We start from the raw sequence: 13549 nt of genomic DNA, 5'->3' as shown, positions 1-13549 counted from the left end.
AAACGCATGCGCGTGCAGGAAATGCTCAACTACATTTCTACCGAGCTGCACAGGTCCATCAGCCCGCTGTTCAACCCTGCCGCGCCCGAAGAATGGAAGCCGTGGTGCGCGGACTGATCGGTCGCCGCCTCGACGTGATCGAGAAGAGACCGGCCGACCGCGACTACCTGCTGGGCGAATTTTCGGTGGCCGACGGTTATCTATTCACCATGCTCGGCTGGGGACGCCTGGTCAACCTCGATGTGCGCGAGGGCCGCCCGCTGTTGGCCGCCTACATCAAGCGCGTCGCCGCACGTCCCGGCGTGCAGCAGGCGCTCAAGGAAGAAGGCCTGCTCAAGTAGGCGTCGCCGCCGCGCGCATGGTTTCGCGCATCACCTGCAGCAAGGCGTCCGGCGGTTGTGCGCCGGAGGCCGCCAGGCGCTGGTTGAAAATGAACATGGGCACGCCGCTGATGCCCAGGCGCCGGGCTTCCGCTGCGCCGCCGCGCACCTCGTCGGCATCTTCGGCGCTTTCCAGATAGCGCGCCACGGCCTCCGCATCCATGCCGCAGGCGCCGGCCACCGCCGCCAGCACCGCGCGGTCGCCGACATGCCGGCCTTCGAGGAACTGTGCGGCGAACAGCGCCTCGACCAGACCGCCGATCGCCGTGTTGTCAGCACCAACTTTCTGCGCAAGGTGGATCAGGCGATGCGCGGCGAGCGTATTGGCGCGCAGTTCTATCTTCTCGAAGGCGAAGGCGAAGGCGATGCCGGCCTTGCTTCCCGCCTCGCTGACGCGCTGCCAGAGTTCTTCGAGCTGCTTGGGCCCGCCGAATTTCTTTTCCAGGAAGGGCCGGTAGGGCTCGCCCGCTTCGGGCGTATCCGGATTCAGGAAGAAGGGCCGCCAACGCACCGTCACCGCGCAAGCCGGCTGTTCCGCGCGCCACAGTTCCAGGGCACGGTCGAGATGGCGCTTGCCGATGAAGCACCAGGGGCAGACCACGTCGGAAACGACATCGATGCTCAGGGTATTCATGACCCGGCTACCTCCAGCACGATCTTGCCGATATGGCGGCTGGATTCCATCAGGCGATGCGCCGCGGCGGCCTGCGCCAGCGGGAAGCGGGCGAACAGGTGCGGCAGCAGTTCGCCACGTCCCAGCGCCGGCCAGATCTCGGCCGCCAGCGCATCGCGGATCGCGGTCTTCTCGGCCGGCGTGCGCGGCCGCATGGTCGAGCCGGTGATGGTCAGGCGCTTCAGCATTACCGGCATCAGGTCGGCCTCGCCCTTGCTGCCTTCGAGGAAGGCCACATACACCAGGCGTCCGTCGCGTCGCAGCGAGGCCAGGTTGCGTTGCAGGTAGGGCGCGCCGACCATGTCGAGAATCACGTCTACGCCGGCGCCTGCGGTCAGCGTCTTCACCTCCTCGGCGAAGTCGGAGCTGCGGTAATTGATCGCGTGGGCGGCCCCGGCGGCGCGGCAGAACGCCGCCTTTTCTTCATTGCCGACGGTGACGATGCATTCGACGCCGAGGTGCTTCGCCAGCTGGATCGCAACCAGGCCGATGCCGCTCGATCCGCCATGCACCAGCAACCGCTCGCCGCGCTTGAGGCGGCCCAGGTCGACCAGGTTGGCCCACACCGTGAACCAGGTTTCGGGCAGCGCCGCCGCGGTGGCGAAGTCCATTCCCGCCGGGATCGGCAGCGCATGGCTGGCCGCCGCCACGCAGAATTCGGCGTAGCCGCCGCCCGGGGTCAGCGCCGTCACGCCAGCGCCAACTTTCCATTGCGTGACGCCGGCGCCGAGTGCCGCGACACGCCCGGCAACCTCCAGGCCGAGCAGCGGCGAGGCATCCGGCGGCGGCGGGTAACGGCCCGAGCGCTGCAGCACGTCGGGCCGATTCACGCCGGCGCACACCACCTCGATCAGGATCTGGCCGGGGCCGGGTTGTGGCACCGGGCCCTCGGTCAGCGTCATGCAGTCGGCGGGGCCACCGGTGCCGTGGTCTATGTATTTCATTGTTGGGTGCTCCATCGGGGAAACTGCCGCGAGTCTAGCAGCCCCGGCGGGCTGGCAGCATCGTCGCCTGGCGCGCGCCGGCCTGCGCTCTTCCCATTGCTGCGGGGCGCGCCAGATGTAGGATTTCAATAGGCGGCGCGCGTCAAGGTGGTTGCCGCCTCGGTTATGCGGCCAACAATCGGAATATGGTTTCCCATCAAATGCATCTTTATGATGGTGTCACGTTCTGGATTGAGCGTCACGGCGCCGATGGGCGCACAGATTCGAGTGTCGTCAGAACGTATTCGCCTGTCAAATTCAGTGGTCTTCTGGAGCCCGGATGCCGACGTGTTCCTCCAGGTCGACGGTAGTGAGCTTTCCGGCCTGATCGTGGAACTGGATGAAGGCTTTCGGCTTCTGTCCTTTGCCATCGACGGCGGCCAAAGCCATCCGAAGCGCCACTCCTTGCCGCAAAAGTTCGGCATCGCTGACATCCGGCACTGATGCCTTGAGCCTCTCCCACAGGACATGCCACTGGCCCGATAAGCGGAGGGTTACCGTTGTTGTCTTATTGGGGACCGGCGCCACCAGCCCCCGTGTCTCGCCAAGCCGGATGCCTCCTTCGCTCCGGCTCCCTGGCGAGATAACCAGCGCCGCCTGCGAAACTTTTGTTCGTCGCTTCATGCGGCGAGTCTATTAGCGGTATACAAAAACAACATGCGTACATTTATGCTTGCGTTATTGTTTTCTTATCTGATATGCTCTTTGCTCGCTAGCGTGCCCCGCGCAAGAAAACTCGGTTCAGCGATCCCCGCTGCTTAAGTAAACGGTGCCAGAGAGCACAAAGGATGTGAGGGGAGCGATGCGCGAACGCCACAGAGACACGCTTTTGAGGGAGGGATCATGAAAGCTATCCACGTCCTGTATGCGCTTCTGCTGGCGTTCTTGACTGGCTGCGCGACAACATCGACGAATCCGGTACCGCCCGAAGTGGCGAATCTGATGCTTCCAGCAACAAACAAAGCTGCAGTCTTTAGCTGTTACTACAAGCAACCGACGGTCTTTTCCAGTTCGACACCGGCTTCGAAAGAAGAGTTTTCCGAGTTCATCCAGAAAGAGGTAGGGACGTTTGTCTCTGAGCTCGGTAAAGGGATGGCTGACGCGGGGTTCACGGACGTCTCCATACGACCTCTCTCTGCAGGCAGTTGCAGCATCGTCAAGAACGAGACGAGCGGCATCAACATCGCTGTCATGTTCGTGATGATCCACCAGAAGTTCGGCCTTTCCGAAGACATGATCCTTGCCGATACCTTCATCAAAGTACCGGGTAAAGACCTCATGGTCGCCATCGGGAGAAAAACGATCAACGGCGGCATTTCCAATGTCGAGGCGAAAGCCGCCGCCGCCGAGATTGCTCCTCTCCTGGTACAGAAGGTCAGGGATGCACAAAAGCGGGTTGCCATCCCCGCCGAAACAGCGACTGGTCACTAAGAGACCAAGTCCGTGGTTCATGAACATTTCAGGAGATTGCCGTGAAAAAGCTAATAACTTTTCTCTTCGTCGTTCTCGCTCTTCTGGGCATGGGTGCCCAGGCGGCACCCGCCGCGAAGAAGAAGCCGGTGGCTACCTCGGTGGCCGCCAACGACCTGACTTTCATCCTTGAAGTTATGTGGGCGGGCGGCGGGCAAGAATACAAGGACGCCGTGACAGCGGCATCGCATCGGTACAAGGACCAGATGGACTCGAACTGTAAGACCAAGACGCCGTTCGATGTGAAAGCCATCGCCAGTACCTACCGGGTCTTCACGCCCGCCGGCATGGAATCCGTTCGCGACAACTGGATCAGGAGGCAGGTTGCGACCATGGCGTGCGTCGCCATGTACCGCGACGGTGAGAAGCGGGCCGAGAAACTCAAGATGTAACTCGCAATACTCTGTTATCCGGAAGGAGCGTCATGCGCCAAATACTTCTTGCGATTTTCGCATTCCTATCCTCTGTACTCGCTTTTGGACAAGTTCCTTTCCCACAAAACCCGCAACCATCCGCCGCATTCTCCTTCGAAGACAAGGATTGGGGAGTCGAGGCCAGGACGACTCCAAAGGGAGCGCCGTACCACGCAAACACGCCAACGGCGATTCCTGGCGGTCGCGTGATACGGACCCTCGAACTCAAGGCGCTTCTTGAATCGAATAAGCAGGTCATCGTCGTCGATGTCCTCGACAGTTCTACGAGAACGTCGATCCCCGGCGCACTTTGGCTGTCCGGTGCCGGAGACGGCCAGTTTTTCTACGCGGAGAAACTCCGATTCTCGGCAGCGCTTGAAAAGCTCACCAATGGAGACAAGGCCTGCCCCATCGTGTTCCTTTGCGCTAGCTCCGAATGCTGGCTCTCGTACAACGCTTCGCTCCATGCCATCGAAGCCGGATACCGGGACGTGATCTGGTATCGCGGCGGAACGAATGCGTGGACGGATGCAAAGCTCGAACGGATAAAACCGGAACGCTTCAATTGGTAGCCGGCGAACGAATCACGCGAGCAGAACGCCATTGATTGCATCACTTTTGGGGCGAGCATGTCAAAAGTACCAACGGTAAGCGTTGCCGTCGCGACAGCTTTGTTGCTCGGCGGGTGCGCCGCCGCCGTAGTACCCCTGATCGCTGCCGAAGTCGCTGGCGTCGGATACGCCGGCCTCAAGCTGGTTCAGACAACCACCGGCGGGTCGATGGAAATATCCATAGACGTGAGCAAGGTAACCAGTGATCAAAGAGCCCTGGTCAGGAACCTAAAGAGCCTGGCCGTCTGGCCGGAAACGCGAGGCACCTCTGTCTCGCTCGCGGAGGCGCTATCCGAGGGCGGTCAATTCGCAGTGATATCGCCATCGCGCGTGGCTTCCGCACTGAAAATGCTGAACCTGTCCGATGATCTGAAGCTTATGACGACCACCGAAGCGAGAGATACGTTCTCCAAAGTATGTGGTGTCACAAATGCTGACGCTGTCGTGTTCACCAAGATGACGACCACGAATACAACCATGAACACGTGGTCGCTTGAGCGCGCAAACATCACGATGGAATACCTCACGTCGATCTACGCACGCAGTACCAATAGCACCATCGTGACAATTCCGGTAACGCTCAAGGTGCTGGTCGGCGAGAAGCGGCCCCCGTCTGACGAAGAGATATCAAATCTCGCAAATGCCGAGCTTGCAAAGAAAATCATCGCCCTTGCGGCAGACCAACCCCCGACCGAGAACCAAACCGCTAGCAGCTTGCAGGAAGGCACGAAGCAAGATGGCCTGCGCGAGACAGAGGGTTCCCCGTCTGCTTCATCTGGTGATTTCTTGAGCGAGATGAAGAATTCTCTCAAAGGACTGTTCGGGACTCAATAGGCCGCGCTATCGAGGACGTACACCCTTACTCAAGTCATAGCAGCGTGACAGAAGCAAGACGGGCGTCCTGCTTCCCATGAACTCTTTGAAAGGACACAGCCATGCGTACCCTTGTTGCAGCTATTGCGTTTCTCGTCCTCGCCTCTGCTACGGCGAGCGCACAGACTCAGGTGAATCGCCCGCAGAAGAAGGTCGGCGACACCTGTTCCTACAAGCAAATCGACGACTGGACGGGTGTCGTAACCGACGAATACTCGCTGACGATTGCTTCGGTTTCCGATCGCGGTTACGGCTTTGTGAAGAAAACCAAATCGGGTGCTCTCGGAAATTTCGAGACGACCCTGGATCTCAACGCACTTTCTTGGGGCGACACCACCTACACGCCCGATTCGGAATATCTCGCTTTCCCGCTCTACGTCGGCAAGACGTGGGAAGTGAAGGCGAGCTACACGAAAACGAACGGCATGCGCGGCTCGTATGAGCTTGTCGGCACCGTAGTCGGCGAGGAGAAAATCGGCGAGCTCGTTACGGTCAAGATTACCTACGAAGGCCACTACCGGTCGACGATGTCGAATGGAAATTCGGGGTCGGGCAGGATGAAATCGGTCCGCTGGTACGCCCCGTCCATCGGGTGCACGGCCAAAGAGGTCTACGAAGACACGAACTGGGCGGGGAGCCCCTACAACCGGAATACCAGGACGCTCGTCAACAACTGAGCGCCGGTTCGCAAGAACAGGATCGGGTACAGAAATGTACCCGCATTTTTTATACGGTATTGCCGTTATCGCGACGAGTCAAATCTTCAACGACGACGCGTACCGCCTGGAATCGCAGGGTTCACAATTCATATCGCAATTTCAACTGACTAATGTGTCATTGGTCAGGCGCCGACCTGGTCACCGTCCGCGTGACTGGCGGATACGTTGGAGACTACTTCGTCAAAGTGCTATGCGCCGCTCCGCCGTAGTGACGGGTCCAGCATAGCGCGATCGTCAGCTACCAGTAGCGCGACTATGTAGGGCCGCACATTTGTTTTGCGACCATGCTCATCGTCGCACCGCCAGCACCGACTCGTGGCTGGCATTCTCTGTCCAAGCCTCTTCAATCCATATCTGCGCGACTGCGTCGCTTCGAACCGTAAACTGAGCCAGGACGGGAGGTAGCGCCAAGAGTCGGTGCTGGCGCCACGGCGTTGCGCCACAGGTGGCCGGGCGACGAGTCAGGCGGGCGTCTCAGCCGGCGGTTGTCGCCAGCACAAGTCTCATGGCTTCCAGAGTTTTACGGCTCTGGAACGGCGGATGTTGCTGTCGCGTGTGGCCAGCGGCAGGCCATGGGCGCGAGCGGTGGCAACTATGATCCGATCGGCCGGATCGCCGTGAAAGCTGGCGGGCAGGGCATCGAGCGCGAGGATGACACCGAGGTTGAGCGGTAGCACGGTCACCGTCTCGGTAGCGGCGGCGGTCGGTAGCCAATGGGTCAGCGGAGCATCAAGCGCGAGCCGCCCCTTGCTGGCGAGCATTTGAGCCTCCCAAAGGCTGATGGCGGAGATTCCGGGTGGCGTGCCCGAGGCGGCGAGGGCGTCGAGCGCAATGCGTTCAGACTCGGAAAGCTCGGGCTGGCCAAGCAGCCACCACAGCCAGACGTGCGTATCCAGCAGCAGGGTAGGCATTGCGTGCACGCCGGTCAGCGCAACGCGTCGAAGTCGGTGGCATCGAGCACCGAGGCTTCGGGCTTGCCGGTGAGGCGGCCGCGGTCGCGCAGGCGCAACCACGGCGGGATGCCCTGTGCCTTGTGCGGCGTCGGTACCAGGCGCGCCACCACTTTGCCGTGGCGTGTCAGATCGACGGCGTTGCCGTCTTGCTCGACCTGACGAATAACATCGAGGCAATGCGCCTTGAACTCGGTGACGCTGACAGCGTGTATGGTCATTTAATTTCTCCAACAGGTCATTTTGAACAATAGCACAAACTGCGGCAGCGTTGGCGACCCGGTGCCGAGACGCCTCGTGTGGGCTGATGCTCTGCCATCCATTGGTCCAGCCATTGACCCGCCTTGGATTGTGCCGGCCTGGCGGTGCGGAGGAGGGCGTTCAAGCGCGCAAGGCGCTGGACTCGGCCAGCGGCAACTCGATCCAGAAGGTGCTGCCGATTCCCACGGTCGACTCGTAGCCGATGCGGCCGCGCATCCTGTCGATCAGCTGTTTCGAGATGGCGAGGCTGAGCCCGGCGCTCTGGAAGTTTCCGGCTTCCGCCCCAAGGCGGGAAAACGGCTCGAATAATTCGTTCTTCCAGTCGCTGGCGATGCCGATGCCTGTGTCGGTCACGCTGATGCGCAGATAGGCGGTTCCCGCACGCTGGCAGGAGATCGTGACGCTGCCGCCCTCGCGATTGAACTTCACCGCATTCGATAGCAGGTTCAGCAGCGACTGCTTGACCATCGCACGGTCGGCCCAGACGATCCAGTCGGACGCGGTGCTGCAGTCGTCGACCAGGCTGACGCTTTTCTTTTCGGCGGCCAGCGCGACCAGGGACAGGCAGGGCGGGATCAACTGGTCGGTATGGATGGGTTCCATGTTCAGCTTCAGCTCGCCCGCCTCGATGCGGCTCATGTCCAGCACCTGCGTCACCAGCCCGAGCAGGTGCCGGCCGGCGTTGGTGATGTGGCCGATGTTGGCCAGTTGTTCCTTGGTCAAGCTATTCGCCGGTTCTGCGCGCAGCCGCTCGGCGAGTTCCAGGATGGTGATCAGCGGGGTACGGAATTCATTGCTGATCGAAGTCAGGAATACGGTTTTCGCCCGGCTCGACTGTTCCGCAGCACGCTGCGCGGTGCGCAGCATGGTCTTGACCTGGGCGCGGTCGCGCGCCACGACGAAGCCGGCCAGCACCACAATGCCGACCGAACCGAGCATCGAGGTCAGCATCAGCCCCGGCATTTCCGTATTCGGGATCATGCTGATGGGGAGCCAGCTCTGCATCGTCGCCGTATAGAGAAACAGCAGCGCAGCGCCCAGAATGGCGCCCATCACCAGCAGGATGGCGGGATTGCCGAACGTGCTCAGCAGCGCGATGTTGGCCAGGAATCCGGGCAGGGCGATCGAGGTGATGCCGCCGGTGAGGAAGGCCCAGACCGCGATGACCAGGATGCCGCCGATATTGGTCACCACCAGGCCCAGGCTGATGTCGCCGGTGACGCGGATCAGCAGCGCGCCGAGCACCGGCGTCAGGATGCCGGCGGCGAACATGACGTGCTCGGCAAAAGGCATCGTGCCGCGCACGAAGGCGACGCCGAGGTACATCAGCGACACCACCAGCGAAATGGTCAGCAGGGATTTCGCGATGCCCCGGTGCCTTGTGTTGCGGCGCGGATCGGGCAGGGCGTTGGGCGGAACAAACCAGGTGATCACATCCATTGGGTGCCCCCGTTTTTCCGGTCGATGCCGGACAGGTTGGGATAGCTCGGGAAAAACATTCTACCGCCGGCGGCGTCGCGGCAGCCGTTCGGATAATGCCATTCGACTTGTAGGGGATTGGCTGCGCGGATTTCGAAAGTTGGCGCATGCCGGCCCGCGCAGCGACGCCCCCGGCAGACAGAGTCCGACACGGCGTAACATGCGCTTCCATGCCCGCCGACAACCCGCCCTCGGTTCCGCCCGTCGATCTGCTGGTCATCGGCGGCGGCATCAACGGCGCCGGCATCGCGCGCGACGCCGCGGGCCGCGGCTTCTCGGTGACCCTGGTGGAACGCGGCGACCTGGCCGGCGCCACTTCGTCGTGTTCCTCGAAGCTGGTCCATGGCGGCCTGCGCTATCTCGAACAGTACGAGTTCCGCCTGGTGGCCGAAGCCCTGGCGGAACGCGAAACGCTGCTGCGCATGGCGCCGCACCTGGTCTGGCCGACGCGCTTCGTCATGCCCCACGTGCCGTGGCTGCGCCCGCGCTGGATGATCCGCGCCGGCCTGTTCCTCTATGACCATCTGGGCGGCCATCATGCGGATTCGCTGCTGGCGCGCTCGGTCTCGGTGCGGCTCGATCGCGGCCCCTTGCACGCCGGCTTGCAGGACCGCTATCGCCACGGTTTCATGTATTCCGACTGCCGCACCGACGACGCGCGGCTGGTGATCTCCAACGCGCGCGATGCGGCGCGACTCGGCGCGCGCATCCTGCCGCACACCGAACTCGTCGCTGCGCGGCGCAGCGGCGGCCTGTGGCAAGTGCAACTGGCCGGCGGCGAAACCCTGCAGGCGCGTGCGATCGCCAATGTCGCCGGACCCTGGGTCAAGCAAGTCCTCAATCAGCGGCTCGGCGTGCCGTCTGCCGATTCGCTGCGGCTGGTGCGCGGCAGTCATCTGGTGCTGCCGCGGCTGTACCCGGGCGAGCATGCCTTCATCCTGCAGAACGACGACCGCCGCGTGGTGTTCATGATTCCCTACGAGGGACGCTTCACCTTGCTCGGCACCACCGACGTGCCGGAGACCGGTGACCCGCTGCGGCCGCAGGCCACGGCGGAGGAGGCCGCCTACCTGTGCGCCGCCGCCGGCCGCTACCTGCAGCAGGCGCCGCGGCCGCAGGATGCGGTCTGGCGTTTTGCCGGCGTGCGCCCGCTGTATGACGACGGCTCGGGCGATCCCGCGGCCATCACCCGCGATTACACCCTGCGCCTCGATAGCCATCAGCAGGCGCCGGTGCTGTCGGTGTTCGGCGGCAAGCTCACCACCTATCGCAGTCTTGCCGAGCAGGTGGTCGATCGCCTGGCTGCCGCCCTCGGGCAGCGCCGGCCGGCATGGACCGAGCGCTCGACCCTGCCGGGCGGCGACCTGCCGGCAGGCGGTCTGGAGCAATTCGTCGCGCAGCAGATCGCGCCGCGCTTTCCGTGGCTGCCGGCCCCGCTGTGCACGGCCCTGGCCCGGCGCCACGGCAGCGAGCTGGGCGGCCTGCTGGGCGATGCCCGCAGCCTGGCCGATCTGGGCGAGGATTTCGGCGGCGGGCTGTGCGAACGCGAACTGGAATGGCTGATCGCCCGCGAGTGGGCGCGCTCGGCCGACGATGTGCTGTGGCGCCGCAGCAAATGCGGCCTGCACATGACGCCGGAGCAGCGCCAGCGGGTCGCGCGCCGCATGGGCGGCTAGGGTCTGCTTCGCAAGTGCTGTGGCCATCGTAAGGCCGGCTTCAGCCGGCCGGGATGGTTGGTGCTGCAGGGCCGACGCCTGTCGGCCAAGCATGGGATGGCGTAGTAGGGCCGACTTCAGTCGGCCGGAGGTGGATGGCGGATTGAAGTCCGCCCCTGCCGTTGCCTGGATCGGGCGTTCCGCGCAAAATCTATTCATCAGAAGCTCCGCTTGACTATGACGCTCAGCATAAGCCGCAACGCGGCCACGCCATGTGCGCTATGGCACATGGCGTGGCAAGATTTGCCGTACTCGCGGCGGCTACGGCTTCGACCGGCGGCGGACAGTGAGCAAATCGGGAGATCGCGATGGCATTCGACGAGGGTCTGGCGGAGCGCATTCGGGACGTGCTGCGGTCGCGCAGCGACGTGACCGAGAGGAAGATGTTCGGCGGCCTGGCCTTCATGCTGGGCGGCCACATGGCGGTCGGCATACTCGGCGACACGCTGATGGCCCGCGTCGGGCCAGCCGGCTACGCTGCCGCGCTGCGCCGACCGCATGTGCGCCAGATGGATTTCACCGGGCGGCCGATGAAGGGCTATGTGTACGTCGATCCGCCGGGATTCGAGTCCGATGCCGGACTCCGGGACTGGCTCGGGGAATGTTGCCGATTCGTCGATTCCTTGCCGCCCAAATGAAGTATCTCCTACTATTCGGATGGCGCCCGTCGCGCCCGCCTTGTCCCCTGTTATCGAAAGGAAACCGCCATGAACCCGACAGCCTTGTTGCCGCGCCACCCGGTCCCGGCGCTGAATGTCCCGCTGACCGCGGGCGGCCGTTTTGTCCTCGGTGCGGCACCCGGCGAGCGCTTCGATCTGGTGGTGTTCTATCGCGGCCTGCATTGCCCGATCTGCACCAAATACCTGATGGAACTCGAACGCCTGGCGCCGGAGTTCGCGGCGCGCGGCGTGCAGATCGTCGCCGTCAGCAGCGACGACGAGGCGCGCGGCAGGGAAATGGCGGAAAAGGTCAACGCAGCGGTAGTCAGGTTCGGCTATGGCCTGAGCCTCAAGAGCGCGCGCCAATGGGGGCTGTACATCAGCGCCTCGCGCGGCAAGACCTCGATCGGCATCGAGGAACCGGCCCTGTTCAGCGAACCCGGCGTGTTCATCGTGCGGCCCGACGGCACGCTGTATTACGGCGCGGTGCAGACCATGCCCTTCGCCCGCCCGCAGTTCCAGGACCTGCTGGGGGCGATCGATTTCGCCATCGCCAAGGATTATCCGGCGCGCGGCGAATATGTTGGCGCGGTCTGAGGCGCCCGTCCGTGTGCCTGCAAGGAGTGGCCCATGATCGAAGGTAGTTGCCTGTGCGGCGGCGTCCGCTACCAGTATGACGGTGAGATCGGTGAGATTTCGATCTGCCATTGTGCGCAATGCCGCAAGGCGCAGGGGTCGGTTTTTGCCGCGGTGACCCCGGTGGCGTTGGACAAATTCAGACTCATCACAGGCGCCGAACTGCTCAGGGAATACCGTTCCTCGCCGGACAAGGCCAGGGTATTTTGTTCGCGCTGCGGCAGTCCGATTTACTCGGCCAAGGACGATCTGCCGGGGGTCAGGCGCTTGCGCCTGGGCACTGTCGATACGCCCTTCGCCTGCGACAATGTTTTCCACATATTCGTCGACTCGAAGGCATCCTGGTGGGATGTCGGCGATACGCATCCGCGCTATGCCGAGCGCAAGCCCTAGCGACCGGGGAGCCGCATGCCGCCGAACTCCCTGACCGAACTGGAGAAGACCCGCGTCTCCTGCAAGGTCATGGTCAGGCGCCGCGCCGCGACTTCCGGCGGCATGTCGCTGATTCCGATTCCGGGCGTGGACATCGCCGGCGACATCGGCCTGCTGCTCGAACTGATTCCGGCGATCAACCGGAAGTTCGGTCTCACGCCGGAGCAGATCGACGAGCTCGATCCGCGGCACAAGGTGCTGATCTACGCCATGCTGAAAAAGGTCGGCAGCGACCTGGCAGGGCGGGCGATCACCAAGCAACTCGCGGTCGCGGCCATGAAGAAAGTCGGCGTGCGCCTCGCCACCAAGCAGGTGCTCAAGTACCTCCCCGTCGCCGGGCAGGCCGCCGCCGCGGCCCTCAGCGTGACGGCGATGATGTACCTGGGCAACTCGCATGTCGATGCCTGTTATGAAATTGCCAAGGGAGCGATCAAGAATGAACCAGGGGACTGAGCTTGCGCCTTTCCACATCTACCGCCACCCGCAAGAAACCGCACGGGATACGACCGGGGAGGCCGCGGCATGAAGTCATACGTCATCATTGGCGTGCTGCCGGTGCTGTTCGCCGTCGCTGCCGTCGCCGCCGACTTGCCGGTGGGCAATTGCGCCGCGCCGCAGGCCGCGACGGATCTCTCCCGTTGCGATTTTTCGCGCAAGAAACTGGCGGGCAGGGATTTGCACGGCGCGCGGCTGGCCGGCGCCAAGCTGGAAAGCACGGATTTCACCAAAGCCAACCTGTCCGCCGCCGATCTGAGCGGCAGCAACGCCAAATGGGCCAAGTTCACCGGCGCCAATCTTGCCGGCGCGGACCTGCGCAATGCCGATCTGTTTCATGCGACCTTCGACGACGGCGATCTGAGCGGAGCGAATCTCGCCGGCGCCAACCTGTTCGGCGCCAACCTGATCAACACTCGGGCGCCGCGGGCCGATTTTTCCGGCGCCTACCTGAAGGACGTGCTGATGGAGGGGATCGATCTCTCGGGTGGCTCGATCCGCAACTGCTACGCGTTTCGCGGCGTCTTTTCCGGTGCCCGCCTGATCGGCACCGATCTGTCCGGAGCCGACCTGACCGGCGCGGCGATGGAGCAGGCGGACTTCACGGGCGCCCGGCTCAGGCAGACGCGGCTCAAGGGCGCCACCCTGCGCCAGGCCGTGTTCTTCAAGGCCGACATGCAGGATACCGACCTGGCCAATGCCGATGTCTGGAACGCCAGCTTCGACCAGGCGCTGAACCGCAGCGATTCGGTGCAGGAAGCCTTGGTCGAACCTTTCGTTGTCAGGGAACGCCGGTAGTC

The 13549-nt window shown here is 63.2% G+C and carries 18 protein-coding genes; 13 read left to right on the top strand and 5 right to left on the bottom strand.

All coding sequences use genetic code 11. The annotated features are described in order from the left end of the window. Nucleotides 1-92: 92 nt before the first annotated feature. Nucleotides 93-341 (top strand): glutathione binding-like protein, encoded by a 249-nt coding sequence (locus RMO95_RS13285; protein ID WP_409574962.1) that lies wholly within the window; start codon nucleotides 93-95, stop codon nucleotides 339-341. Here RMO95_RS13285 and RMO95_RS13280 read toward each other — a convergent pair. Then, nucleotides 334-1014 (bottom strand): DsbA family oxidoreductase, encoded by a 681-nt coding sequence (locus RMO95_RS13280; RefSeq protein ID WP_310451114.1) that lies wholly within the window; start codon nucleotides 1012-1014, stop codon nucleotides 334-336. The genes RMO95_RS13285 and RMO95_RS13280 overlap by 8 nt on opposite strands. Then, on the bottom strand, nucleotides 1011-1997 hold the full coding sequence (locus tag RMO95_RS13275; RefSeq protein WP_310451113.1) for an NAD(P)H-quinone oxidoreductase: 987 nt from the start codon (nucleotides 1995-1997) through the stop codon (nucleotides 1011-1013). Before RMO95_RS13275 ends, RMO95_RS13280 begins: the two co-directional genes overlap by 4 nt. Before the next feature lie 210 nt (nucleotides 1998-2207). Between RMO95_RS13275 and RMO95_RS13270 the strand changes: the two genes are divergently transcribed. The 6 genes from RMO95_RS13270 to RMO95_RS13245 all read left to right on the top strand — a co-directional run bounded on the left by RMO95_RS13270 (nucleotide 2208) and on the right by RMO95_RS13245 (nucleotide 6080). Next, on the top strand, nucleotides 2208-2480 hold the full coding sequence (locus RMO95_RS13270; RefSeq protein ID WP_310451112.1) for a hypothetical protein: 273 nt from the start codon (nucleotides 2208-2210) through the stop codon (nucleotides 2478-2480). Nucleotides 2481-2879: 399 nt separating this feature from the next. Then, on the top strand, nucleotides 2880-3467 hold the full coding sequence (locus tag RMO95_RS13265) for a hypothetical protein (protein ID WP_310451111.1): 588 nt from the start codon (nucleotides 2880-2882) through the stop codon (nucleotides 3465-3467). Between the two features lie 41 nt (nucleotides 3468-3508). Continuing rightward, nucleotides 3509-3898 carry a hypothetical protein gene (locus RMO95_RS13260; RefSeq protein ID WP_310451110.1) on the top strand — a complete coding sequence of 130 codons (390 nt, stop codon included), beginning with the start codon at nucleotides 3509-3511 and terminating at the stop codon, nucleotides 3896-3898. A 32-nt stretch (nucleotides 3899-3930) separates the two neighbouring features. Beyond that, nucleotides 3931-4491 carry a rhodanese-like domain-containing protein gene (locus RMO95_RS13255; RefSeq protein ID WP_310451109.1) on the top strand — a complete coding sequence of 187 codons (561 nt, stop codon included), beginning with the start codon at nucleotides 3931-3933 and terminating at the stop codon, nucleotides 4489-4491. A gap of 57 nt (nucleotides 4492-4548) precedes the next feature. Then, nucleotides 4549-5364, top strand: coding sequence for a hypothetical protein (locus tag RMO95_RS13250; RefSeq protein WP_310451108.1), 816 nt, complete (start codon nucleotides 4549-4551; stop codon nucleotides 5362-5364). 101 nt (nucleotides 5365-5465) lie between these two features. After that, the gene (locus tag RMO95_RS13245) at nucleotides 5466-6080 is read left to right on the top strand and encodes a hypothetical protein (RefSeq protein WP_310451107.1); all 615 of its coding nucleotides are present in this window, start codon (nucleotides 5466-5468) and stop codon (nucleotides 6078-6080) included. 545 nt (nucleotides 6081-6625) lie between these two features. Here RMO95_RS13245 and RMO95_RS13240 read toward each other — a convergent pair. The 3 genes from RMO95_RS13240 to RMO95_RS13230 all read right to left on the bottom strand — a co-directional run bounded on the left by RMO95_RS13240 (nucleotide 6626) and on the right by RMO95_RS13230 (nucleotide 8773). Continuing rightward, nucleotides 6626-7033: a type II toxin-antitoxin system VapC family toxin gene (locus RMO95_RS13240; RefSeq protein WP_310451106.1), complete on the bottom strand. Its 408-nt coding sequence runs from the start codon at nucleotides 7031-7033 to the stop codon at nucleotides 6626-6628. A gap of 14 nt (nucleotides 7034-7047) precedes the next feature. Then, the gene (locus RMO95_RS13235; RefSeq protein ID WP_310451105.1) at nucleotides 7048-7293 is read right to left on the bottom strand and encodes a type II toxin-antitoxin system prevent-host-death family antitoxin; all 246 of its coding nucleotides are present in this window, start codon (nucleotides 7291-7293) and stop codon (nucleotides 7048-7050) included. Between the two features lie 160 nt (nucleotides 7294-7453). Further along, nucleotides 7454-8773 carry a HAMP domain-containing sensor histidine kinase gene (locus RMO95_RS13230; protein ID WP_310451104.1) on the bottom strand — a complete coding sequence of 440 codons (1320 nt, stop codon included), beginning with the start codon at nucleotides 8771-8773 and terminating at the stop codon, nucleotides 7454-7456. Nucleotides 8774-8982: 209 nt separating this feature from the next. On the opposite strand from RMO95_RS13230, the gene glpD reads away from it, so the two are divergent. The 6 genes from glpD to RMO95_RS13200 all read left to right on the top strand — a co-directional run bounded on the left by glpD (nucleotide 8983) and on the right by RMO95_RS13200 (nucleotide 13547). Next, nucleotides 8983-10488, top strand: coding sequence for a glycerol-3-phosphate dehydrogenase (gene glpD, locus RMO95_RS13225; RefSeq protein ID WP_310451103.1), 1506 nt, complete (start codon nucleotides 8983-8985; stop codon nucleotides 10486-10488). Between the two features lie 347 nt (nucleotides 10489-10835). Then, complete coding sequence (locus tag RMO95_RS13220) at nucleotides 10836-11165, top strand: TfoX/Sxy family protein (protein WP_310451102.1); 330 nt, start codon at nucleotides 10836-10838, stop codon at nucleotides 11163-11165. 69 nt (nucleotides 11166-11234) lie between these two features. Further along, nucleotides 11235-11783, top strand: coding sequence for a peroxiredoxin-like family protein (locus RMO95_RS13215; RefSeq protein WP_310451101.1), 549 nt, complete (start codon nucleotides 11235-11237; stop codon nucleotides 11781-11783). Nucleotides 11784-11816: 33 nt separating this feature from the next. After that, nucleotides 11817-12215 (top strand): GFA family protein, encoded by a 399-nt coding sequence (locus RMO95_RS13210; RefSeq protein ID WP_310451100.1) that lies wholly within the window; start codon nucleotides 11817-11819, stop codon nucleotides 12213-12215. Between the two features lie 15 nt (nucleotides 12216-12230). After that, complete coding sequence (locus RMO95_RS13205) at nucleotides 12231-12707, top strand: hypothetical protein (RefSeq protein ID WP_310451099.1); 477 nt, start codon at nucleotides 12231-12233, stop codon at nucleotides 12705-12707. 69 nt (nucleotides 12708-12776) lie between these two features. Next, nucleotides 12777-13547, top strand: a complete 771-nt coding sequence (locus RMO95_RS13200) for a pentapeptide repeat-containing protein (protein WP_310451098.1) — start codon at nucleotides 12777-12779, stop codon at nucleotides 13545-13547. The last annotated feature ends 2 nt before the right edge of the window (nucleotides 13548-13549 follow it).

Source organism: Sulfuritalea sp. (assembly GCF_031426875.1).
GTDB lineage: Bacteria > Pseudomonadota > Gammaproteobacteria > Burkholderiales > Rhodocyclaceae > Sulfuritalea.
This window is presented reverse-complemented; position numbering and strand designations above follow the sequence as displayed.

Bases quoted from the DNA above. Each gene is read 5' to 3' on its own strand.
- RMO95_RS13285 (WP_409574962.1), top strand. From the start codon at position 93: ATGGAAGCCGTGGTGCGCGGACTGATCGGTCGCCGCCTCGACGTGATC.
- RMO95_RS13280 (WP_310451114.1), bottom strand. From the start codon at position 1,014: ATGAATACCCTGAGCATCGATGTCGTTTCCGACGTGGTCTGCCCCTGG.
- RMO95_RS13275 (WP_310451113.1), bottom strand. From the start codon at position 1,997: ATGAAATACATAGACCACGGCACCGGTGGCCCCGCCGACTGCATGACG.
- RMO95_RS13270 (WP_310451112.1), top strand. From the start codon at position 2,208: ATGATGGTGTCACGTTCTGGATTGAGCGTCACGGCGCCGATGGGCGCA.
- RMO95_RS13265 (WP_310451111.1), top strand. From the start codon at position 2,880: ATGAAAGCTATCCACGTCCTGTATGCGCTTCTGCTGGCGTTCTTGACT.
- RMO95_RS13255 (WP_310451109.1), top strand. From the start codon at position 3,931: ATGCGCCAAATACTTCTTGCGATTTTCGCATTCCTATCCTCTGTACTC.
- RMO95_RS13250 (WP_310451108.1), top strand. From the start codon at position 4,549: ATGTCAAAAGTACCAACGGTAAGCGTTGCCGTCGCGACAGCTTTGTTG.
- RMO95_RS13245 (WP_310451107.1), top strand. From the start codon at position 5,466: ATGCGTACCCTTGTTGCAGCTATTGCGTTTCTCGTCCTCGCCTCTGCT.
- RMO95_RS13240 (WP_310451106.1), bottom strand. From the start codon at position 7,033: ATGCCTACCCTGCTGCTGGATACGCACGTCTGGCTGTGGTGGCTGCTT.
- RMO95_RS13235 (WP_310451105.1), bottom strand. From the start codon at position 7,293: ATGACCATACACGCTGTCAGCGTCACCGAGTTCAAGGCGCATTGCCTC.
- RMO95_RS13230 (WP_310451104.1), bottom strand. From the start codon at position 8,773: ATGGATGTGATCACCTGGTTTGTTCCGCCCAACGCCCTGCCCGATCCG.
- glpD (WP_310451103.1), top strand. From the start codon at position 8,983: ATGCCCGCCGACAACCCGCCCTCGGTTCCGCCCGTCGATCTGCTGGTC.
- RMO95_RS13220 (WP_310451102.1), top strand. From the start codon at position 10,836: ATGGCATTCGACGAGGGTCTGGCGGAGCGCATTCGGGACGTGCTGCGG.
- RMO95_RS13215 (WP_310451101.1), top strand. From the start codon at position 11,235: ATGAACCCGACAGCCTTGTTGCCGCGCCACCCGGTCCCGGCGCTGAAT.
- RMO95_RS13210 (WP_310451100.1), top strand. From the start codon at position 11,817: ATGATCGAAGGTAGTTGCCTGTGCGGCGGCGTCCGCTACCAGTATGAC.
- RMO95_RS13205 (WP_310451099.1), top strand. From the start codon at position 12,231: ATGCCGCCGAACTCCCTGACCGAACTGGAGAAGACCCGCGTCTCCTGC.
- RMO95_RS13200 (WP_310451098.1), top strand. From the start codon at position 12,777: ATGAAGTCATACGTCATCATTGGCGTGCTGCCGGTGCTGTTCGCCGTC.